At 38.5% G+C, this 23,370-nt stretch carries 15 protein-coding genes; 13 read left to right on the forward strand and 2 right to left on the reverse strand.

Annotation, left to right across the window (positions count from 1 at the left end):
- The first annotated feature begins 500 nt into the window (after nucleotides 1–500).
- From HFD99_RS15740 to HFD99_RS15765, 6 genes are all read left to right on the forward strand, one after another.
- The gene (locus HFD99_RS15740; protein WP_123797214.1) at nucleotides 501–3,167 is read left to right on the forward strand and encodes a glycosyl hydrolase; all 2,667 of its coding nucleotides are present in this window, start codon (nucleotides 501–503) and stop codon (nucleotides 3,165–3,167) included.
- A gap of 86 nt (nucleotides 3,168–3,253) precedes the next feature.
- Entirely contained in the window at nucleotides 3,254–3,802 is a 549-nt protein-coding gene (locus tag HFD99_RS15745) for a PTS sugar transporter subunit IIA (RefSeq protein WP_123797215.1), read from the forward strand.
- A gap of 463 nt (nucleotides 3,803–4,265) precedes the next feature.
- Nucleotides 4,266–7,766 (forward strand): S-layer homology domain-containing protein, encoded by a 3,501-nt coding sequence (locus HFD99_RS15750; protein ID WP_225164883.1) that lies wholly within the window; start codon nucleotides 4,266–4,268, stop codon nucleotides 7,764–7,766.
- A 165-nt stretch (nucleotides 7,767–7,931) separates the two neighbouring features.
- Nucleotides 7,932–8,387, forward strand: a complete 456-nt coding sequence (locus HFD99_RS15755) for an RrF2 family transcriptional regulator (protein ID WP_123797216.1) — start codon at nucleotides 7,932–7,934, stop codon at nucleotides 8,385–8,387.
- A 465-nt stretch (nucleotides 8,388–8,852) separates the two neighbouring features.
- Nucleotides 8,853–9,554, forward strand: coding sequence for an SDR family oxidoreductase (locus HFD99_RS15760; RefSeq protein ID WP_123797217.1), 702 nt, complete (start codon nucleotides 8,853–8,855; stop codon nucleotides 9,552–9,554).
- 336 nt (nucleotides 9,555–9,890) lie between these two features.
- Nucleotides 9,891–10,523 (forward strand): GNAT family N-acetyltransferase, encoded by a 633-nt coding sequence (locus HFD99_RS15765; RefSeq protein WP_123797218.1) that lies wholly within the window; start codon nucleotides 9,891–9,893, stop codon nucleotides 10,521–10,523.
- 22 nt (nucleotides 10,524–10,545) lie between these two features.
- Here HFD99_RS15765 and HFD99_RS15770 read toward each other — a convergent pair whose 3' ends face one another.
- Nucleotides 10,546–11,355 carry a MerR family transcriptional regulator gene (locus tag HFD99_RS15770; RefSeq protein WP_044785900.1) on the reverse strand — a complete coding sequence of 270 codons (810 nt, stop codon included), beginning with the start codon at nucleotides 11,353–11,355 and terminating at the stop codon, nucleotides 10,546–10,548.
- A 340-nt stretch (nucleotides 11,356–11,695) separates the two neighbouring features.
- On the opposite strand from HFD99_RS15770, the gene HFD99_RS15775 reads away from it, so the two are divergent.
- The 6 genes from HFD99_RS15775 to HFD99_RS15800 all read left to right on the forward strand — a co-directional run bounded on the left by HFD99_RS15775 (nucleotide 11,696) and on the right by HFD99_RS15800 (nucleotide 20,364).
- On the forward strand, nucleotides 11,696–12,436 hold the full coding sequence (locus HFD99_RS15775; RefSeq protein ID WP_016820921.1) for a LytR/AlgR family response regulator transcription factor: 741 nt from the start codon (nucleotides 11,696–11,698) through the stop codon (nucleotides 12,434–12,436).
- A gap of 1 nt (nucleotide 12,437) precedes the next feature.
- A complete protein-coding gene (locus HFD99_RS15780) occupies nucleotides 12,438–13,739 on the forward strand; it encodes an ATP-binding protein (RefSeq protein ID WP_016820920.1) in 1,302 nt (433 codons plus the stop codon).
- A 123-nt stretch (nucleotides 13,740–13,862) separates the two neighbouring features.
- Nucleotides 13,863–15,905 (forward strand): serine hydrolase domain-containing protein, encoded by a 2,043-nt coding sequence (locus HFD99_RS15785; protein WP_016820919.1) that lies wholly within the window; start codon nucleotides 13,863–13,865, stop codon nucleotides 15,903–15,905.
- Between the two features lie 548 nt (nucleotides 15,906–16,453).
- The gene (locus HFD99_RS15790) at nucleotides 16,454–17,437 is read left to right on the forward strand and encodes a LacI family DNA-binding transcriptional regulator (protein ID WP_017426933.1); all 984 of its coding nucleotides are present in this window, start codon (nucleotides 16,454–16,456) and stop codon (nucleotides 17,435–17,437) included.
- A gap of 201 nt (nucleotides 17,438–17,638) precedes the next feature.
- Entirely contained in the window at nucleotides 17,639–18,874 is a 1,236-nt protein-coding gene (locus tag HFD99_RS15795; protein WP_016820917.1) for an MFS transporter, read from the forward strand.
- A gap of 11 nt (nucleotides 18,875–18,885) precedes the next feature.
- Nucleotides 18,886–20,364 carry a glycoside hydrolase family 32 protein gene (locus tag HFD99_RS15800; protein WP_016820916.1) on the forward strand — a complete coding sequence of 493 codons (1,479 nt, stop codon included), beginning with the start codon at nucleotides 18,886–18,888 and terminating at the stop codon, nucleotides 20,362–20,364.
- A gap of 270 nt (nucleotides 20,365–20,634) precedes the next feature.
- Here HFD99_RS15800 and HFD99_RS15805 read toward each other — a convergent pair whose 3' ends face one another.
- Nucleotides 20,635–21,648 carry a LacI family DNA-binding transcriptional regulator gene (locus HFD99_RS15805; RefSeq protein ID WP_080582301.1) on the reverse strand — a complete coding sequence of 338 codons (1,014 nt, stop codon included), beginning with the start codon at nucleotides 21,646–21,648 and terminating at the stop codon, nucleotides 20,635–20,637.
- A 318-nt stretch (nucleotides 21,649–21,966) separates the two neighbouring features.
- On the opposite strand from HFD99_RS15805, the gene HFD99_RS15810 reads away from it, so the two are divergent.
- Nucleotides 21,967–23,355 carry an MFS transporter gene (locus HFD99_RS15810; RefSeq protein WP_045245378.1) on the forward strand — a complete coding sequence of 463 codons (1,389 nt, stop codon included), beginning with the start codon at nucleotides 21,967–21,969 and terminating at the stop codon, nucleotides 23,353–23,355.
- Nucleotides 23,356–23,370: the final 15 nt, after the last annotated feature.

A 23,370-nucleotide genomic window follows, 5' to 3' on the forward strand; every position in this document is an offset into this window, starting at 1 on the left:
CTTAGGTTTTATTGTGCTAGTTTACAGGGAATTTAAATTATCGATTTAAAGAAGGAACTCATGGCTAATCAAAAAGCAATATTATGCGCATAAAAAGCACACTACCCATAGATATATTTTATAGGGTTATTTTTGTTTCAAGTTTAGTGTGAGAAAAAATATTAAGATAGGTCAGTGAATACGTGTTGATTTGATATTTTAGAGTATTTGAGAAGATGATATCCTTTATTTATATAGATCATACGCATTTGCTGGTACAGAGGACAATATACATATTTGAATTAATTCAAATATATAAAAGCCCAATTTTCAATGTTAAAAACGAATAAGTTTATTATATGTTAGATTTGGTTAGTTATTTTCTTTCATTTTAATATTGAAATGACTAAAGTATTGATACTACATGAAATGTTTTATTTTTAATTGATATAAAATGAACTGCTATTCTACTTACATAAAAAGGTAATTAGTAGATGGTATCAAGAAGGGAAAGAGAATATATGAAGAAATTGGATGAAGTTTTAGAAAATAAGGAAAGTAATTATATAATGCCGTTCTTCTGGCAGCATGGTGAAGAAGAAGGTATATTGCGCGAATATATGAAAAAAATTAATGAATCCGGAATAAAAGCTGTATGTGTGGAATCACGTCCTCATCCTGATTTTTTGGGGCCTAAATGGTGGGAAGACATGGATGTAATTATGGATGAAGCAAGAAAACGTGATATGAAAGTGTGGATTGTAGATGATTCTCATTTTCCAACAGGTTATGCCAATGGAAGAATTAAAAAAGAGTACCCAAATCTACAAAAATTATTTTTAAAAATCCATCAGCAAGATTTTGCAGGTCCCTATAAAGATGCAGGAATTATTGTAAAGTGGGCAGCCAATGGTTCAAGAGATGCTGTCATGAGCGTGGGAGTAGAAAAGTCTAAAAAGGAAACAAGCAAATTTAACTTGGAAGATAAGATCATAGGAGTAATTGCAGCGAAGATAATTAACAGTGATGAAATAGATCCTGATACTTTATGCGATATATCAGACAACCTAATGAATGGCGTTGTTTACTTTGATATTCCAGAAGGGGACTGGAGAATTTTTACTATTGTACAAACCTTCAATGGTGGAGAAAAGTCTACAGAAGGTTATTTGAATCCAATTGATCCAAGAGGAACACAAGTATTAATTGATACGGTTTATGAAGCACACTTAAGTAGATATAAAGAAGATTTCGGAACAACTATTGCTGGATTTTTTTCAGATGAACCACGTTTTGGAAATGTGAAAGGCCCCAACGCTTCAATTGGAAGATTTGACATGGTATTGCCATGGAGAGAAGATCTGATAGACCTATTGCAAAAAAACACTTCAGAAGAGGTTGTTAAATATTTACCCTTGTTATGGGCGAATGGAAAGTCAAAAGAAAATAAAATTAGATATTTATATATGGATTTGATAACTAAGCTGTATTCTGAAAATTTCACGCAAAAGTTGGGGGAATGGTGCAGAGCCCATAATGTTGAATATATTGGGCATGTAATAGAGGATAATAATGCACATGCCAGATTAGGCTATGGAGCAGGTCATTTTTATAGAAGCTTGTGGGAACAAGATATGTCAGGGCTAGATGTAGTATTACATCAAATATTGCCCGGAATGGATAAAGGATATTTTAAATCATCTACATCATCAGGTTGGGATGGTGAGTTTTTTCACTATGCATTAGCTAAAATGGGAGCATCTTTGGGTCATATGGATGAAAAGAAAAACGGACGCACAATGTGTGAAGTTTTTGGAGCGTATGGATGGGGCGAAGGATTAAAGCTAATGAAATGGATAACGGATCATATGCTCGTTAGAGGAGTTAATTACTTTGTACCACATGCGTTTTCGCCAAAAGAATTTCCAGATTTAGATTGTCCACCTCACTTTTATGCTCATGGTAAAAATCCACAGTTTAGATACATGAAGATTTTAAATGAGTATACGAATAAGATTAGCCATTTGCTGACCGATGGGATACATGTAGCACCCGTAGCTGTTTTATATCATGGTGAAGCAGAGTGGTCCGGTGAATATATGCTATTACAAAAACCGGCTAAAGAGTTAATGCAAAATCAAATTGATTTTGATATATTGCCCACTGATATATTAATTACGTCTGAAATTAAAGATCAGAAGCTTATTGTAAATAACGAATCGTTTTCAGGGCTAGTCATCCCATATTCTGAATCTTTACCTAAAAAACTAATAGAAAAACTATTAGTTTATTTAGAGGCCGGGTTTAAAGTTTATTTTATAGATGATCTTCCAAAGGGTTCTAGTGAAGGTATTAATATTGATAAGGAACTTCGAAAATTACAAGAAGTTGAAAATTGTAAAGTAATAGGGCTTGATAATTTAGTAACTGATTTAAAAAATTCAGATATTTATGATATCCAAGTTTTTGATCAGCAACCATACTTAAGATATTATCACTATACCCATCAAGATGGAGATGTATTTATGTTCTTCAATGAACATCCGTATCATTCCATTAATACAGTGGTTGAGGTTCCTCTTCACTTAGATGCATATGTATATGATACCTTTGAAAATAAAGTTCTTAATATAAATTTAGAGAGAACTCAAAAAGGCAGCAAGTTTAAATTAAACCTTGAAAAATATGAATCTAAAATAATTATTTTTAGTAAAAACATAACTGCTAGTATCGAATCTATAATAACGGATAAGCAGCAGATCGATATTCAGGAGATCAGTGGTGAGTGGAAAATTTCGTTATCTACCTCTGAAAAATATCCTGAATTTGAAACCACTACAGTAATAGATCAACTGGTTAACTTAGCAGCACCGAATTTATACCCTGATTTTTCAGGTACCGTTAGATATGAAATTGACTTCAACGTAAGTAAAAACTTTGAAAATGCATTTATATTCATAAAAGATGCCTATGAAATTGTGAATATTTTCATGAATGGCTGCCATGTTGGAAGTAAAATATGCCCACCCTATAATTTTGAAGTGAGCAATTGCTTAAGAACGGGGAGTAATAATTTGGTAATTGAAGTGACGAATACTTTAGAAAAAGAGCAAAAGGACTTTTTTTCACAGTACCTTATACATGAACCAACAGGCATTACGGGTTCTGTTAATTTAGTGCTTTACTAAAAGCTAATATTATAGCTTCAGTCTAGAGCGTTTTTATATAAAATATTATGCTAAATCTCTTATTAAATTACAGAGGATGGGTCCTTATGAGTTTTTCAGATTTTATTAAGAACATGTTTAATACAAAAGATAAAAAAGAAATAGTTAAAAAAGATCCAGTACTTAATAATAAACAAAAATCAGAAATAATATACAGCCCATTAAGTGGTGAGGTTAAAAATATTAGTGAAGTAAATGACATCACATTCTCCCAAGAATTGATGGGGAAAGGAATAGCAATTGAGCCGTCTATAGGTAAAGTTGTTTCGCCGGTTAATGGGGAAATTGCAGCGTTCTTTGTTACTAAGCATGCTATTGCATTGAAGACCGACGATGGAGTTGAGATTTTAATTCATATAGGCATTAATACAGTTGCTTTAAAAGGCAAATATTTTGTACCTCATGTAAATGAGGGGGATCGAGTTAATATCGGAGACCTATTAGTAGAATTTGATGTGGAAGCTATTAAAAAGGAGGGATATGAAGTTATAACTTCTATCGTAATTACTAATACAGATAACTATAGGGATATCAAGAAAACGGATAGCAATAAGATATTAGCAAAAGATAGGCTGATGGAAGTTATATCATGCTAGTAGGTGAAAGGTGGAGGAGTAAAATAAAGCAGCCACCAATATAAGCATTTTCAGTGGGACCAAACAACGTAGGAATATTGAGGTGTTACTTAATCCAATAGGAAAATGCCTCAATTTTCCGACGTGATTTGTACAGCTGTGCAATTTGTTCAACAACGGAACTAACAAATGGATGTACAGAGTCCAAATGGAGTCTTATGTTCGTTACAGTGTTCCTTTTAATATAGATAAAAATGAAAACGATTACAATGATATGGAAACGCTTACGTTAAGGTTTTTTTTATATCTGATGTGTAGCGAAAGGAAGGGGAATAGTTAATGAGGAAAAGCAAAATCATCAGTGCAATTTTAGCGGCTCTATTATTTTTGGTAGCAAATACGACGCAAATCAGCGCAAATTCAAATTTTTCATTAGCTATACATGATCATGTGGCTAATACCTCAATTAGCGGATTATGAAAGAATGGAAAACGCGGATCTGAGCGGACTGGTGTTATCGAGCGGCACGCTGACTCCTGCTTTTGCAGCTGGAACAACCGAATATAGTGTGAATGTTCCTTACGATGTAACCAGTATTTCGGTAACAGCCAGCGTCTATGACAGCAACGCCACAATGAAAGTAAACGGGAAACCTGTTGCAAGCAGTCAGGCAAGCGACCCAATGAGCTTGAGCGTTGATAATAATAACATCATCACCATCGAAGTAACCGGACAAGAAGGAATGATGACGAAACTATATAAGGTGACCGTGACGCGAGTATCAGGTTCACCTTCATCATCGGAATGCACACCGCAAGAAACGGGAGGGCCTCTTTGGGTCACAGCAGCGTGTATCGACTCACAGTATAATAATCCAGTTATTGATAGGGAGGTTGACCTAACATCTCCAGTTCCGCATCATAAAGTGTCAGGCCACTTTGAGGGTACTGATGCGAAGTTCAACTTTTACTTGCCGCCGAAAGAACAGTGGAAGGGCCGCTTCTTCCAGAAAGTATATCCGCTTTATGATGAGAATGCCTTTGATAGTCATATTGCTTTCGGCGCAGCCAGCGGGGCTTATACGGTTCAGACGAATGCAAGTAGCGGATATCGAATTGATGCAGCCGCGGCAAAGTTCTCTAAGGTGTACGCGGCGGATTACTACGACACTGACGATTATATCTATGGATATATATACGGTGGAAGCGGAGGCTCTCTTCAGACGATTGGTGCAATTGAAAATACTAAGGGAGTGTGGGACGGAGCAGTGCCATTTGTCCCGGTTGTACCAACGTCCATTCCAAACAATGGATTCATATTGGCCTATGCGAACTTTGTGCTCAAAGACAAGGATTTACAGCTAAAGGACGCATTGAGCCCGGGAGGTAGCGGTGACCCTTATTCCAGTTTGAATGACATGGAGAAGGCAGTACTGCAAGAGGTGACGAAGTTGGGAGTTCCTTTAAGAGGGTTGGAGGGGGCACTCAGTCAGAACGATCTTCAGAGTCTCCTCTTTGGTTTCGGAGACACGATTAAATCGATGGATAGCACCTATGTTGAAGATTTCTGGAACAAGCCAGGCTACCTAGGTACGGAACAATCGGATCTCGGAGATTTGTTCCGCAGCGCCAAGATCGATCAATGGGCCACCATTACTCAGGTTAGCCGGGACAAGCAGAATGCACCGACAAGCGTTTCTCTTGATAATGCGCCATCAACACTGCCTCGAACCGGTGCAGATTACACACTTTATACAGCTGACGGGACGACGAAGATCGGGACACTAAAAGGTTCGTTTGATCCGACTAAGAAAGTCTTCACGATTGGGAGCGAAAACTCCAATAGAGTATTAAGCGCCCTAGAAAGCGGTGCCAAACTGCATATCGACAACCGATGGCATCTTGCGTTGCTATCGTACCATCGTCACCAGGTTCCGAGCGGACCCAACTTTTATTCATGGGATCAATTTAGAGCAGCTGACGGAACTCCCATTTATCCTCAGCGTCCCATGGAGATTGGCCCCATGATCATGAGTGGTGTTGCAGGAGGTGGCTCACACAACGGGCATATCCAAGGAAAAGTCATTCTTATCTCAAACTTGCTCGATATGGGATCTTTTCCTTGGCATTCGGACTGGTATAGTGCAAGGGTGAAGCAGTATCTCGGTGAAAGCTTCGATGATCATTTCCGTGTCTGGTTCAACGACAATGCGGATCATTACGATAATGGGGCAAGCACTTATACTGTTGTACAATACGATGGCATTCTCGAACAGGCACTTCGTGACCTAAGCGCTTGGGTAGAACAAGGGGTGGCTCCTGCAGAGTCAACCCAATACAAGGTAGTCGATGGTCAGATCAAGTTGCCGGAGAGTGCTGCGGAACGTAAGGGGATACAGCCGGTCGTCGATTTACTTGTTAACGGCACGACTAAAATTCATGTTAAGACCGGCCAACGTGTCACCTTCCAGGGCAAAGCTGTGGTCCCTCCTGGTAACAGCAAGGTTGTGAAAACCGAATGGGACTTCGAAGGTACGGGGAACTACAAGAAGGTATCTTTCGGTACCTCTGAGGCCTCGGTAACGGAGTCGGTATACTTTACCTATACCAAGCCCGGAACCTACTACCCAGCCCTAAGAGTGACCGCACAGCGTGATGGTGACGAAGAATCACCCTTTACACGAATTGAGAATTTGGAACGTGTTCGTGTAGTTGTAGAAGAAGAACAGAAAAATGCAGGGAACGGAAAATCAAGCGAAAAAGAAAATTTCTTAGAAAGTATACAAAACAAGGCTGGAGAAGAGAACTCTTTAGGAAGCATACAAGACAATGCTGAGGTGAATAACGGTAAAATAAGAGTAAAACCGACGATCAATGCTAATGGAAAAGCAACTGCTCAACTGGACACTGAAACTGTTAAGCGTGCACTCAAACAAACAGATGGAGACAAACTTGGAATTAAAGTAGATGCAATTGAAGATATGAATGAAATTGAAATTGAATTTCCTGTTGATGCATTGTTAAGCAATGGAAAATATTTAATTAATAATTTCGAAATCGAGACAGGATTAGCTAAATTAAATGTATCTTCTAAGTTGATTTCTAAAAGTTCAGCAGAGGCAAAGAATGTGAAGGTTTCTGTTACTAAAGTAAATTCATCCAGCCTATCACCGAAGATACAAATTCCATTGAGCGATAGACCAGTTTACAGTTTTAGTTTGGAAATTAACGGTAAAAAGGTGAGTGAGCTTGATGGAAGAAACGACGTTCAAGTGACAATACCATACAAATTGAAATCAGGTGAACAACCCAATAAGATGGTCATCTACCAAATTAGGGATACTGGAGATTGTGAAATTGTAGTTAATGGAAGACTAAACAAAAAGACAGATGGGATAGAATTTAAGCCTAAGCGATTGGGTAAATTTGCAGTAGCTTTTACGGAAGTAAACTTCCAGGATGTAACAAAAGAATGGGCAAAGGAGCCGATTGAGGCTTTAGCTGCAAGGGGCGTTATCATCGGAACAGGGGATGGAAAGTTCAATCCGGACGATAAAGTGACGAGAGCCGAATTTATTGCGATGCTGATGAATGTTTTTGAACTAACCGATAGCAATGCGACAACGACCTTTTCAGATATCAAAACAGGCGTATGGTACTATGATGAGGTTGCTACAGCACAACGGTTAGGTATTGTTAAAGGCAGACCGGATGGTGGTTTTAGTGCGCAAGATGAAATCACGAGACAGGATATGACTATAATGGCTTATCAAGCAATGACATATGCCGGGCTGACATCAGATAGTGAAATCCCATTAGGATTTGTAGATGCAAATACCATTTCTTCATATGCGTTAGAAGGCATTACTGCAATGCACAACGCTGGAATAATAAACGGAATGGATAATGGAGAATTTGCACCAAAGTCTAAATTAACCCGTGCGCAAGCTGCTGTTGTAATTAATAATATTCTCTTCTCATTATAAGATTTGTTTTATAGAGGCTTAACCACCATCGTATGATGATGGTTAAGCTTCATTGTATGAATGGCTAATCAATATTAAAATTTAAAAGCCCCTTGTGTATAGATGTTTCATTGCGTATAATGTGCTTATCAAAGTTGCAATTTAAATTGAGAAGGAGGGAGTATATTGAGTACAGCGTCTAGGGGTGTTTACATTGGTCCCCCTCGTCTAAAAATAGCGATTCAGGCCATTGTTTGGCTAGCCAAAAGTGGCAGCATGATAAGCAGTGCGTTGATAGCGAGACAAGTCGATTCGCATGCCACCTTTATCCGGAGAGTTATGCAGTCACTGAACAATGCCGGTATTGTTGAATCAAAAGGTGGACGAGAGGGTGGATATTTTTTAAGAAAATCTTCAGCAGAGATTACAATAGGCGATATATACGAAGCAATAAGTAGTATTTCGAATGATGCTGAAATTAAAATGGATTGCGGAGATGATGGAGAAAAGTTAGATGTTGAACAGTTAGATGTTGAACTTGAAAAGATTCTCCAGGAAGCCGAATTAAAGACAATTGAGTATTTGCGAAGTTACACGATTGCTCAATTAATGGATCGAGTCCGATTCTTTAAAGAACAATAAAGCTCAATAGCTAACAATAAGTTGCAGAATCATATGCAACTTTTTATTAGAATAAATTGTGCTTAAAATAAGCACATAAAAGAAAGAGGCCTCCATGAATATTACTTTAATTGGTGTAAGTGAAACTATTGGCAAGTTCATGCTTGAAGACGGCTAAGTGATTAATATGTCGGTCTTGCCCACCTTGCCGGTGAGAAGATAGGTGTCAATACACAATGCGTCAATTAAATTAATCGAGGAGGTGATAATATTAAAATGAAATAGTTATAGTTACAAATGCCAAGTGAATTGCTTGCACGTGGATTTACCAGTTTAGTTTTTACGGAATCGCCTGGCGAACAGAAAAATGCTCAGATCAGCGGAAAAAGGTATCAAAACTCCTGTGTATCTTGCCACTTCGCCTAAGCTTCAGGGTGTAAGCGGGTTTACACATCTAAAGAAGATGAAAATGAGGAGGATATATGTATGAGAAGAAAAATTGCAATCGTTACGGGAGCGAATCGGGGCATCGGGTTTGAAATTGCCAAACAGCTAGGCAAGCATGGTGTCACCGTCATCATGACAGCTCGCAAAGAAGACCAAGGGATGGCGGCCTGCGATAAATTGAAGCAGGAAGGGCTTGACGTTCATTTTCATCAGCTTGATATGACTAACGAGTCCAGTATTCGTAAGTTGGCTTACGACATGCGGGAGCAATTCGGAATCGTTGATATTCTGGTTAATAATGCAGGCATCTCTATCGATGGTAATAAGGATACAACAAATATCGATTTGGAAACGGTTCGAACTACAATGGAAACGAATGTCTACGGTCCACTTCTCTTATCGCAAGTGCTCATCCCTTTAATGCAAGAAAGTGCAGACGGCAGAATCGTCAATGTATCCAGCAGCATGGGAGCTTTAAATGATGGTATGGGCGGCGGGTATTTTGCATACAGTATGTCCAAAACTGCCCTGAACGCGCTTACATTAAAACTGTCAGCAGACTTAAGTAGCAGCAAAATCACGGTAAATTCAATGTGTCCGGGATGGGTTCGTACCGATATGGGTACTGCCAACGCTCCGAGATCGGTTGAGCAAGGGGCTGATACGGCTGTTTGGCTGGCGACGGGCGATGTAGGAACGACCGGCAAGTTTTTTAGAGATCGCTCCGTGATCAGTTGGTAACATAATAGTCCCTTTTATACAGGTGATATCATAGATGAAAGCTTTAGTTCTGGATCAATCGGAGCATCCTTATTGTCTGTAAATAATAAAGTTTTAGACTGTACGGAATCGCTAAACTAACTGGCGATAGTTCAATGAGTTTCACCTGAAAATGCCGAACTCCTTGTGATAGAGTTCGGCATTTTTTGGTTCTCCCAGTCTAACATAATTATTAGCCGTCTATTCTTGTAAGTGAGCCCTGTTGAAAAAGACACTGCATTAAATACTTGACTCTCCCCATTAGGGGAGACATTAAACTCAATTTGTAAGTTAATTGATTAAAAGGAGGAAGTCAAAATGAACTTAGATATTAGAGACATTAGAAAAGAGGATATAGAACCTATTAAATCTATTATCGCAGATACCTGGAACGCAAAGGATTTTATCGAGGATGACGGCATAATAAATGCAGCAGTTACAATGATGTTCATAAGTCCAATATTAAATAAAAGTACTTTTGGAAGAGTAGCTACATTAGATGGAGAAGTCATTGGTGTAATTTTTGGTTCAAGAGTTGGTGAAATAACATCTTATAGATTGTTACAAGAAGATTATACAAGTGAATTGCTACAACTCTTAAATCTAAATGACATCGAACGAAAAGTATTTGTTGAACTCACCTCTATGACTAATGAGGCATACAGCAAGTTAATTAGAGGAAAAGAAGATGAGTTTCAGGGGTGCTTAGAATTCTTTGCTGTTTCTGAAGAAGCTAGAGGAAAAAAGGTAGGGAAACAATTATTTAATGAGCTTATCTCTTACTTAAGAAATACAAAAACAAATAAAATTTATGTGTATACAGATACAATGAGTAACTATGGATTCTATGATCATAATGGATTTTTCCGTCTTGATGAAGAAGTAACTGTATTTAATCTACCTAACGGCAAACTCGAAAATACAAATTTTATTTATGAATACAAGCTATAAGCTAAAAGTCAGCCCACCTTATTTATAGGGTGGGCTTTAGACTAATTTGAAATTGAGAGAAATGATTATATTGATTAAAAACATCTGTCACTAGATAAAACATATAAACCTTATTACACGTCAAACTGTTTTTCTCCAAATATTCTTTTACTAATTGAAATGTTTCAATTTCAGTATCTCCTGTGCAATTAATAGTTAAATATTCTCCCTTTGATAATTTAGATACATTAAAGGTATCTTTAAGCAATCTATAATCATCTGATGTTATTAGACGAAATACATCACTGATTTTCCAATTATCATGGTGACATGAATAAATTAATCCATACTGAAACGTTTGGACTGCCAATTCGCCTAATTTTTCATCTAACTTATCGAATGACTTAATCTCATTAAGTTCTCCATCTTGAGTAGGTAAACTTAAAAAGTATCTGTCTTTAAATGTTTGAATATTAAATCCATTATTCATAAGTTCATCTTCAGATGAATGGATAGCTGTCTTTAATATTTCTATTTGTTTATTAAGTTGCTCTAATTTCTTGATTTCTTTATGAATTTCTTCATTTTTCTGTTCCAAGTAAAATTTAAGGTAATTAGTATCGGCTTTAGCAAATAAAGCTTTAATTTCTTTTACACTTACATTACTCTGCTTACAAATTTTTATAATATCCAAATAGATGAATTGATTAATTGTATAATAGCGATAACCGTTATCGGGATTAGTGTATGCAGGTATTAACAAACCAATATTATGATAATAACGTAGAGCTTTTATCGTAACATTTTTTAATCTAGAAACTTCTCCAATTGAAAAATACCTTTTATTATCCATAAATTCCTCCAATAAATCTTATGTATGAAAGTCGTTCTCCTGATACATCAATTCCTATCTTCCTAATAAATCACAAGTTGTGTTCTTATTCAACGGGTCAAAATAGTCAAAACAGCAGCAAACCTCATTCCAGCGACATCGTCCACAAACCGACCAACCTACGCAAGCCCTGATGGCAAAAAGGGAACGTCTAAACATAGAGAACGAATAGCACACAATAAATCGCATTTAAGGGATTTGAATTTGCGTTTTATCCAAAAGCTATGTATAGAATATTAAAATATTGTATACTGTTCAGACTATACTTCCTTGCAACATGTAATGGGAAAGGGGGGCATTTATGTATAGAGTGGCTATTTGCGATGATGAGTACAAGCAAAGAGAGCTTGTTAAAAATATGCTGATCGCTTTATCAATCAAAACAAATATAGAATTTAAAGTTGAATTATTCGACTCAGGAGAACAACTAGTAGCTCATTATCAAAACCATGAGTCTCCATTCCATATCTTAATATTGGATGTTGAAATGAATGGCATGAACGGAATTCAAACCGCCCGAAAAATAAGGAGTTTAAATCACCTAGATGAACAGATTGTTTTTTTAACGAGCTACCCTGAATATATGGTGGAAAGTTTTGACGTAGTTACATTTCAATATTTAATAAAACCGATTGCTCCCCATATCTTTGAGGAAAAAATAATAAAGCTGTGTCAATATTTTCAAGCTCTCGATAAAAAATTCGTTATCATCAAGTCAGCTTATGAGGAAGTGCTTTTAAAATATGAGGATATCATTAGTATTGAAGTGGCCAAAAGCTTGACCATAAAAAACAAGCTGCATTTTGTAACCTCTACACAAACCTATGATAGCAAAGGGATTCTTTCTGATTATGCATCAGCATTAAAGGAACATAATTTTTTGCAAATTCATCGTTCGATTATTATAAATTTAATTCATGTCAAAAAATTTGCTGGTGGTGATGTTCTGATGTCAAATGATGTGAAGTTGCCAATTGGACGTTCTAAATTAAAAGAAGTTAAAGATTTGTATACCAAATTTATGATTATGAAGATGCATTAATATGATGGCATATAACTACCTGTTTCTTAACCTATGTGTCGTACTGGTGATGTGCTTTCAGGTCAATTTTTATTTCAACTCGGTTTTTGATAAGTCCAGTCGAAAGCCGAATAGAATGATGTATTTCATTATTTTCGGGTTGTTGAACTTCTTATATTTAACTGTTTATCTGACTCCTACGTTTTCCTCCATTTTGGCGTTATTTGTCATATTTAGCTTGGCTCATTCTTATAACGTGGAAATAAAGACAAAGATCATTTTTTCCATTCTTTATGCTGTGTTGATCACCATCGTTAATCTTTTATCCCTGTATATTTTATATGCTGTAGACTCCGTTAAGATTAGCAACTTTAGTCATTTGAGCGGACAGGATCACTTGATATTTTCTAAGGTTATGCTACTCAGCTGTATTATCATGTTTGCTGTCATTCAGATTATACGGCTATTCGCCAAACGCAGAACCTTCCCTTTGCAGCATCGTTACTATTTTTTATTTTTAATCGTTCCCATCATAAGTATATACCAGGTCAATGTTTTATCTGTTTATAGTGAAAAGAATATGTATTATTTTGGCTCTATTATTGGCTTTATTTCTTTAAATGTTTTTATTATATACATCTTCGATAATGTTATTGAAAAATTCCAGTTAATGCATGAAAATGCTCAACTACAACATCAGATGGACTACCAAGATGCTAACTACGAAAAAACGGTTCACAGCTTCAAAAATATAAAGAGAATCATTCATGATACACATCAACAGTTTTTGTATATTGACGAATGTATCAAGAGAAATGAATTAGCTGAGGCGAGTGAACATATTAAGATCACATTAAATAAAATCGAAGGAGCATATCAAAGGGTTAACACTGGTAATCTGGTTATAGATGCTCTTGTTACAAATAGTCTTAATATTGCTCAGGCCAATGGCATCAAGGTGGATACTCAGCTCAACTTATACTCACAGAAAGTAAATATTGAACGTTATGATTTATGTGTCGCTCTAGGGAATATGCTGGATAATGCCATAGAAGCATCTAAAAAGGTCAAGATTGCTGATGACAGGTACATTCTGATTAAAATACATTCCAATGAGTCTGCGCTTTTCATTCACATTCTGAATCATGTGGAGAATGAAGTGGCTCATTTGCATAGTCAAAAATCAAACCTGGATGTTCATGGCATTGGCTTAACCAATATATCTAGAATATGTGATAAATACGGTGGGAATATGACCATTGAAACGAAAAATAAAGTATTCGATAATATGGTTTTATTACCATTTTATAAGGACATTCCTTAGACATCTTGTTGTTTAGGGATTGTTTTTTACGTTTAAGGGTGTTTTTTTATATAGAATCCTCGTTCGTTGTATGATCAGGTCAGTAATAAAGTCTGATGAAGCTATAAGAGGAGGAAATATGGAATGAAGAAAATAATAGCTGTGTTCGTTTCTGCTATGCTTTTTGTGCTGCCAATGACGAATACTTTTGCTCAAGGCACTCCTGAACCCATCAAGGAAAAGGCTCGCAGTCTGGCCTCTGAGCTGGTATCCAAATACGGTGCTAGCGGTGTGCAGTATGCCATTATGGACCATGGAAACATCGTATTATCGGATAGCGTGGGTGTAAAGAATAAAGCAACCAACGAGCCGATCACCAAAGATACGATGTTTGGTATAGGCTCTACAAGCAAAATGTATGTAGCTGCTGCAACGATGATGCTGGTGGATGCCCATAAGGTAGATATTGATCAGCCGCTCACAACATACATTAAGGACTTTACAATGGTCGATGAAAGGTACAAAAAAATTACACCGCGTATGCTGTTAAATCATTCGTCAGGCCTTTACGGTGCCCACTTAAAAAATAGTATGTTATTTAATGACAATGATACAAAAAATCATGATGAGCTATTGCTGAGATTACAATCAGAAACTTTGAAATCCAACCCCGGCGAATATTCTGTATATAGTAATGATAGTTTTCAATTGCTTGAAATATTGGTTGAACGGGTGAGTGGTCTAAGTTACACCGAATTTCTGGCAAAGCATATTAGTGCACCTTTGGGTTTGAAGTCTACGAAAACACCACTCGATCAGTTTGATAGACAAAAGCTGTCCAAAACTTATTTTCCTGCGATTGAGGGGGCCTTGCCGGTTGAAAATGCCAATGTCATCGGGACAGGGGGCTTATACTCCACCGCAGAAGAGGTGGCTATGTTTTCGGAGGTATTAACAGGGAACAGGCCTGATATTTTATCTGCACAATCGGCGAAGTCCATGCAAAGTCATGAATATCGAAAAGGAATATGGGTGCCTGAAGAGACAAACAGCTTTAATTATGGACTTGGTTGGGATGCGGTTCAGTTGGCACCGTTTAGTGATTACGGAATAACTGCGTTGTCCAAGGGTGGGGATACTGTTTTGTATCATTCTACTTTGATCACCATACCAGAGCATCATATTTCTATGGCTGTGCTTTCATCTGGAGGTTCTTCCATCCTGGATAGTATTTTTGCTTCTAATGTTTTATTGGAGCTTCTAAAAGACAAGGGCATCATTAAAGGCATTCTACCGGGTAAAACCTTTGAGCCTCCTGTAAAAGTGGAAATGCCATCTGATTTACTTACTTATTCTGGATTATATGGCACTGTGGGTACAACCATCAATGTAGAAATTAAAAACGGAGAGCTTGAATTACCAGCTTTTCTGGATGGAATAGTCCCGGCGCAAAAATATGTGTATACAGGCAATGGAGAATTCAAAAGCAGTGATGGCAGTGTAGCCATAGGCTTTGACAAACAAAAAAACGGGAAAACGTATATTAAGGCTAACTTCTACTTAAACTTTCCGGGATTAGGTCAAATGGTTATGGTGACTTATGAATATCAAAAGCTAGATGCCAATCCTGTAAACCTCACAGTTAAAAAGGCATGGGAAAACAGAAACGGGAAAAATTATTATGCTTTGGATGAAAAGATATCTTCCATATTTTATCTGGTCCCCTCATTTATAACGAAAAAAATATCCGTTGATCATGATGGATACGCAAGTGGTACTAAAATTGTGGATGAGAATAAAGCCGTTAATGCCGTTGAGATTCCTGTTATGAGTGGAAGAGATGCATTTGATCTGAATTTTACTACCAAGGATGGTTCAGAGTATTTAACCATAGATGGACAGTCCTACATCAGTGAGGATGCTATTAAACCTGTCCTGGGCGGGAAATCAGTGTACACCATACCATCGAATGGTCAAGCCACATGGTTTAAAATAGATAAAAACGTAGCCCATAAAACGATGACCGTTGATGTTCCAACAAGTGGAGGGTTCGCTGTCTATGATGAAAACGGAACGGTTGTAGATTTTTCAACTGCCAGCCATAACAATTCGGTTGTGCTGCCCAAAGGTGGCTTGATCGTTTTAGGTGGCAATGCAAAGGATAGATTTAAAATCAATTTGAATTAAGCGTGTAGCCGCTCCTGAAAAATTTAGGAGCGGCTATTATGATAGGATGAGTTCTTTATTTTGGATTGTGTGTTTTTTTGTCCCTTTTGCAGTAACACTTACCCCCACGAGGAAGTTACTATATTATGTGATATACTTCATTCCAGGATTTCTGAGGGGTGTTTTTTTTGTTTACTAATGTCCTGCGACAACGACTTTTACGAAATCATATGTGAGATTCTTTTCACTACGGTAAATTCACATATTAGTCCATATAAAATGAGAAAAATATCGGGGTGTATACACTTTAATAGATACATTTATCCATAACTCTCTAGATGATATTTCAACCAAGTTTATTCACCACCTCATACATACTACATAGTGTATACAATATTCTCGAGGAGAGACAGGAACATATATTATTGAAATATGATGAACAATAATGGTTAAAATGATGTCATTGCATATACAGCGCGGAATGATGAAGACATGTTTTTTCACGTTTAACAATGTTAAAATAATAGAATAATTGGAGACTTGGCATGAAGAGAAGGCAGGTTGAATCAATGAAACCAAAACTGAACGATGTTGCACAATTAGCTGGAGTTTCACCGACTACGGTTTCTCGCGTACTTAATAATCGTGGCTATATCAGTCAAGAAACGAAGGATCAAGTTCATAAAGCGATGCAGGAGCTAAATTATTTTCCTAATGATGTAGCTCGGTCATTATTTACTAAACGGACAAATCTGATTGGATTAATCATTCCAACTACGAGCAACCCATTTTTCGGAGAGCTGACTTTCCATATAGAGAATATTTGTGCGTCATTAGGCTATAAGCTGTTGCTATGTAACAGCTTAAATCAGCTGGATAAAGAAGAGTCTTATGTAGATATGCTTATGCGAAATCAAGTTGACGGTATTATCGTCGGTACACACAACCGAGGTATCGTAAATTATGAACAGAAGAATATTGCAGTTATTGCGATCGACCGTTTCCTATCCGATTCAATCCCAGTTGTAGGATCGGATAATTATATGGGTGGAAAACTGGCATCAGAGCTGCTTATTGAAAAGGGGTGCAAGCATATCTTACACATAAATGGCCCTGTTGAATTGGAAACACCAGCAAGTTTAAGAAGAAAAGCATATGAAGATGTGATGGAGCAGTATAGTCGAGAGGCAATTACCTATGAAGTACATGATCCCTTTCACCAACAGAATCACGATGAACCGATTAAACGCTTGCTCGATGAACATCCTGAAGTAGATGGATTGTTCGCGAGTAATGACATGGTGGCAGCGTCTTTTATTGCTGAAGCAAAAAGAAGAGGAAAACGGGTTCCTGAAGATATCCGCGTAATTGGGTATGACGGAACAGAAACAACCCGCAATCTTCTCCCTGAATTAACGACAATTCAGCAACCAATACAGGAGATCGCGAGATCTTCCATAGAGTTACTTATTAAAGAAATTGAAGGTGGATACAGTGATGTCCCGCGAGAAACCTATCTACCAGTGAAACTTATTAAAGCTAGTACAGCTTAATACAATTCCAACGTTTTTAGCATTGTGATATAAATTGGAGCTATCCTTATTAGAGTAATTGAAATCAAAGAGGAGAGCTCTTTTTTCTTCCGAAAATATGTCAAGCGGTTGACATATGAAAGCGGTTGACATATAATCGATCTGTAAATACGAAAGTGCTTTCATTTACATCCAAATGTTCAACTTAGAGGAGCGTTCGATATGAGAAAGTCAAAGAGCATGTACTGGAAACTAAGTGCCTATTTCTTCTTTTTCTTCTTTACTTGGTCAGCAAGTTATTCATTGTTCTCCATCTGGCTAGGGCAAGAAATCAGTCTGAATGGTGCTGAAACAGGTGTTATCTTTACTGTAAACGCTATCTTTGCGCTATGTATGCAACCGCTTTATGGCTATATATCTGATAAAATCGGATTGAAGAAGCATATTTTATTTCTCATCAGTTCTTTGCTCTTATTTGTTGGTCCTTTCTATATCTTTATCTATGGGCCGTTACTTCAATACAATGTATTTCTCGGCGCCATTGTAGGTGGCTTTTACTTGGGTATTGCTTTTTTGGCAGGGATCGGAGCTATTGAATCTTATGTCGAGAAAATCAGCCGAAAATATGAATTTGAATACGGGAAATCTCGTATGTGGGGCTCGCTAGGTTGGGCAGCAGCAACATTTTTCGCTGGTCAGCTCTTCAATATCAACCCTAACATTAACTTCTGGATTGCATCAGTATCTGCTGTCATTCTGTTTATCATTATGATGACAATTAAAGTTGAGATGACAGATTCCGAGGTGGAGCGAGCAGAATCTGTTAACTTTAGGCAAATCGGATATTTGTTTGCAAATAAGAATTTATGGTTCTTCATTTTATATGTTCTTGGTGTTACCTGTGTTTACAATGTGTATGACCAGCAGTTCCCGAATTACTTTTCATCGACGTTCTCAACGGTTGCATTAGGCAATCAAGTTTATGGTTACTTAAATTCCCTACAAGTGTTCTTGGAAGCAGGCATGATGTTTTTAGCGCCTTTCATTGTCAACAAAATTGGAGCAAAAAAGGGTCTGATATTGGCAGGGTTCTTGATGGCGTTCCGGATCATGGGTTCAGGCTTAGTTATTGGACCTTATGGTATCTCAGCTATGAAATTGATTCACGCATTGGAACTGCCAATCATGCTGATCGCCGTATTTAAGTACTTGGCTGCTAATTTCGATACGCGTCTGTCTTCGATCTTGTATCTGGTGGGATTCCAGTTTATGAGTCAGGTAGGAGCTTCGATCTTCTCGCCAATCGCCGGTATGTCTTATGACATTAGAGGTTTTGCAAATACGTACGTGATTATGGGTGTATTCGTATTTGTCTTTACAACAATCTCAATCTTTACCTTAAAGAAAGAACCGAAAAATCTGGATCCCAAGCCTAACAAGCATATTGAAACAGCATAGGAGGAAGACAAATGAACACATATAATAACAATACAAAGCAAGCTGAGGAAGCATTGAAACAGGCAGAAGCAAAAATGAACAAGCGGTACCGATTAGGCTATCATGTTATGGCACCAGCAAACTGGATGAACGACCCCAATGGATTAATCCAATTTAAAGGTGAATATCACGCCTTCTATCAGCATCATCCTTATGATGAGAACTGGGGTCCAATGCATTGGGGTCACGTCAAGAGTAAAGACCTTGTACACTGGGAGCATTGTCCGATTGCATTAGCGCCTGGAGATGCATGTGACCTTGATGGCTGCTTCTCAGGAAGCGCAGTAGATAATAACGGCGAATTGACATTAATCTATACTGGCCATCACTATATTGATCAACCAAACAATATCTTTTTCCAAAATCAAAATGTGGCAGTAAGTACAGATGGCATTCATTTTACAAAACTAGGGCAGAATCCCGTAATCGCTGAACCTCCAACAGATAGCTCACAGCATTTCCGTGATCCGAAGGTATGGAAGCATGAGGATACATGGTACATGATCCTAGGTAACAGCACGAAAGAAGAGTTGCCGCGTGTTATTCTATATACATCTCCTGATCTTAGAACTTGGACCTATCATGGTGTGCTTCTGCAGGGAGATAAGAATATGGGCTTCATGTGGGAGTGCCCTGATTTTTTTGAACTGAACGGTAAGCATATATTTATGTTCTCCCCGCAAGGTATTGATGCGCAAGGAGATAAGTACAATAATTTGTTCCAGACGGGATATTATGTTGGCGAATATAATTATGATAGTAATGAATATAAACATGGAGAGTTCGTCGAGTTGGATAATGGTCATGACTTCTATGCGGTTCAAACTTTTCTAGATGATCAAGGTCGCCGCATTGCGATTGGTTGGATGGATATGTGGGAATCGGATATGCCGACGAAAGCAGACGGCTGGTCCGGAGCATTGACGATCCCACGTGTAATTACGCTGGGTGCCAATAATAAATTGCTGATGAACCCAGTAGAGGAAATGAAGTTGCTTCGTCAAAGCGAACATGTTTTGTACCAATATTGCGCTATTTCTGGCAGTTACTTGACGGAAGTTGAAGCGGATCTGCTTGAAGTGAAGGTCGTGTTCGACCTGACGAAGTCAAGTGCAGATCTGGTAGGCTTGAAGCTTCGCGGAACAGGTGAGGAGGAAACGGTTATCACTTATTCTATCCCGGGTCAGAAACTTATGCTTGATTGTTCTAAATCAGGCAAAAAGACGGATGGAGTACGTCAAACAGCCTTAAGTGCAGAGGGGCAGCTGACGTTACATGTATATCTGGATCGCTCATCCATTGAAATATTTGCTAATGAAGGGCAAGCTACGATGACAAGTCGCATCTATTCGAGTGAAAAACTGCTAGGCATAGAACTCGTAACGGAGGGCGGAGAGGCTCTAGTAAATGAGTTGACATACTGGAAATTGAAAGATATTTGGCAAGCTTAATAACTCGAAGAAAAGGTTGCTTTCTGAGTCCTTGTATTGACTTAGAAAGCAACCTTTTCTTATTGATAGTTAATCTGACTGCTATCGAAAAGAAAATTGAATACGAGCGAGTCTGGCAATTTAAACCGAGCCTGGTTTCTGCGTATCCCCAATCATGCCCTTTTGCGAAAAAGTCTGCAAGAGAACGTTTCCATTATTCGGCGTTGGATTCGCTGAAAAGACCCCCCCTGCCGGTTAAGCATTTCCCGCAACCCGTAGGAGCATCAAAGGTTAGGATACTCCAAGTTTTGTACTGCTGTCCCGAATTTCTAACTGATGAGATATGGACCAGTGGACAGCCGCCAATTCTTCTCCTCTAATAAGCTTAACGAGATTGCGGGCGGCGACCATGCCAAGTTCGGATGCTGAATATCGGACAGTTGACAATTTAGGCCGGATTATTGTAGCCATGTCAATGTCGTCAAATCCGAAGAAAGAGACCTGTTCAGGTATTTTCACCCCATTTTCGGCCAGAAAGTTCATAGCGCCTATGGCAACTCGGTCCGTTGCGCAGAACACCGCACTAGGCAGTGGGCCTGAATGATAAAGTTTTCTCATAGAAGTTATGCCATCTTCAACTGAAAAGCCGCTTTCCAACACACGTTCGGGGCGTACTGGCAAGTGAGCAGCCTTCAATGCCTGTTCATAGCCCAAAAAACGCTGATTGCTCACTGAAATATCCCCCGCTGGCCCCTGCAGCATCGCGATATCCTGATGACCCTGCTGTATAAGATAAGTTACCGCTTCAAAAGCAGCCGTTATGTTGTCAACATGCACGGAAGGAATGGTTTGGTCTCGGAAATCCCGTCCGACAAGGATGCAGGGAATTCCCGCCGCTTCAATGAGCGCGAATAGCGCATCCCGGATTCCGCTTACCGATATAATAATTCCGCTCGCCTGCATTTCACGGAACATATTGTAATAGTGTAATTCAGAGTCCGCGTCTCCCCCTGACAAGGCGATTATGACATCGAAGCCGTATAGATGCGCTACTTGATTGATGCCTTCAACCATGTCATCAAAAACGTTGTTTTTAATCGCGGGCAGAAGTACCCCAATCAAAGATGTATTATTCTTTACCAATGTCCGTGCTATGGCATTTGGACGGAATTGAGTGGCTTCAAGAACATCCAGAACTCGTTTGCGTATTTCACTGTTGACCGTCTGGCTATTATTGATCACTCTGGAAACTGTAGAAATGGAGACGTTGGCCATTCGAGCCACATCTTTTATAGTCATTTTCATTGTACACACCGACTTTCAAGCAAGTATTTATTTAGAAAATAGGTTCTCAAAGTGGATTGAATTTATTATATCAGTTTATTGAATTGTTTATTGAGTTTAACAAAGATTCTAGAGCAAAGAAAGCGCTTGACCTTGGTTTATAAGGAGAGTATAATCAACTCCGGAAAACGTTTTCTAGTATTTTCTGGACGAAAATAGTTGTTTTTACCAATAATCGGCTGGATTCAGGGTATTTCAGCTTGTTTTTTTGATAATTAAGAAAACGTTTTCTTGGTAACCTTGAGTTGTAGAGAATAACAAGGGAAAAGGAGCATGAGCATGAGAAGTTCAAGCGATATTGTTGTAAGGGGAAATGAGGCTTCAGTGCAAACCGGTTCAATTATTACGCTGAAAGAAAAAATTGGTTATGGATTCGGTGATTTTGCCAGCCAGTTGCTGTTTGCCGCCGCAATGACTTTTCTGTCCTACTTTTACACAGATGTAATCGGGATCAGCGCTGGGGTCATTGGCACTTTAATGCTAGTTGCACGCGTACTGGATGCGTTTATTGATGTCGCGATAGGGGCTTTGATCGATAAAACAAAGAGCAGACACGGGAAGGCACGTCCTTGGTTACTGTGGATGTCCGGGCCATTTGCATTGTCTGGAATTCTCTTGTTCACGGTTCCAAGTGGAAATATGACGATCACTATTCTATACATTTACGTTACCTATCTGCTGATGAACTTTATTTATTCCAGCATTAATGTCCCTTATGGTGTGCTTAATTCCATGATAACGCAGGATTCTTACCAGCGTTCTCTGCTTAATATTTTTCGTATGAGTCTGGCGAATATTGGTGCCTTGCTAATTAATTATTTCACCCTCCCGTTAGTGAAGTCATTCGGCGGCGGTCAAAAAGGGTGGATTTTCACCTTTATTATATTTGGCTTGCTCGGAACCTTCTTATTTCTTGTTACCTTCTTCAGTACCAAAGAAAGGGTTACTCCATCTGTTGTACAAAAGCCAATTCCGTTTGGACGCGCTTTTGGAGCGCTGATGCGTAATAAGTATTGGAAATTGATCCTTGGGTTTGCTGTGGTCTATTTTATAAATAACGCACTGGGCACGGGTATGAATATTTACTACGCACGTTATGTGTTAAAAGACGCCAATCTGATTGGAGTGCTCGGCATATCCTTACTGCTTCCTTCCCTGCTTGGTTATATGCTATTGCCCCCCATCGTCAAGCGGATCGGTAAACGAAATTCCTCCATTATCGGAAGTATCCTCCTTATTGTCGGGTCGCTTGTCATTGCCGTCAGTCCCACAAGTCTGATGGCGGTCTGTCTGGGACTCGTTATTAAAGCGCTTGGACATGCCGCTATTCTCGGAACCTTCTTTGCCATGTTGGCAGATACCATTGAGTATGGCGAATGGAAGACAGGGATGCGCACCGAAGGACTGGTGTACAGTGCGGGTAGTTTCGGCACAAAAGCGGGAGGCGGTTTGGGAGCGGCACTTATCGGTTGGGGACTGGCGTTGGGAGGATATGCTGGTGGACAAGCTACAATCAGTGCTACTGCGCTAGCGTCTATTCATTTCATGTTTATCTACGTTCCAATTATCTTGGCTCTCCTGCAAATTTTATTGCTGGCATTTTACAATCTAGATAAATTATTTCCGGGTATTGTCAAAGAGCTTGAATTCTTAAAAAACGCTGAATAGCTACTAGGTAAATAA

Source organism: Paenibacillus sp. EKM301P (assembly GCF_011800295.1).
In the GTDB taxonomy this organism is placed as follows: Bacteria; Bacillota; Bacilli; order Paenibacillales; family Paenibacillaceae; genus Paenibacillus; species Paenibacillus polymyxa.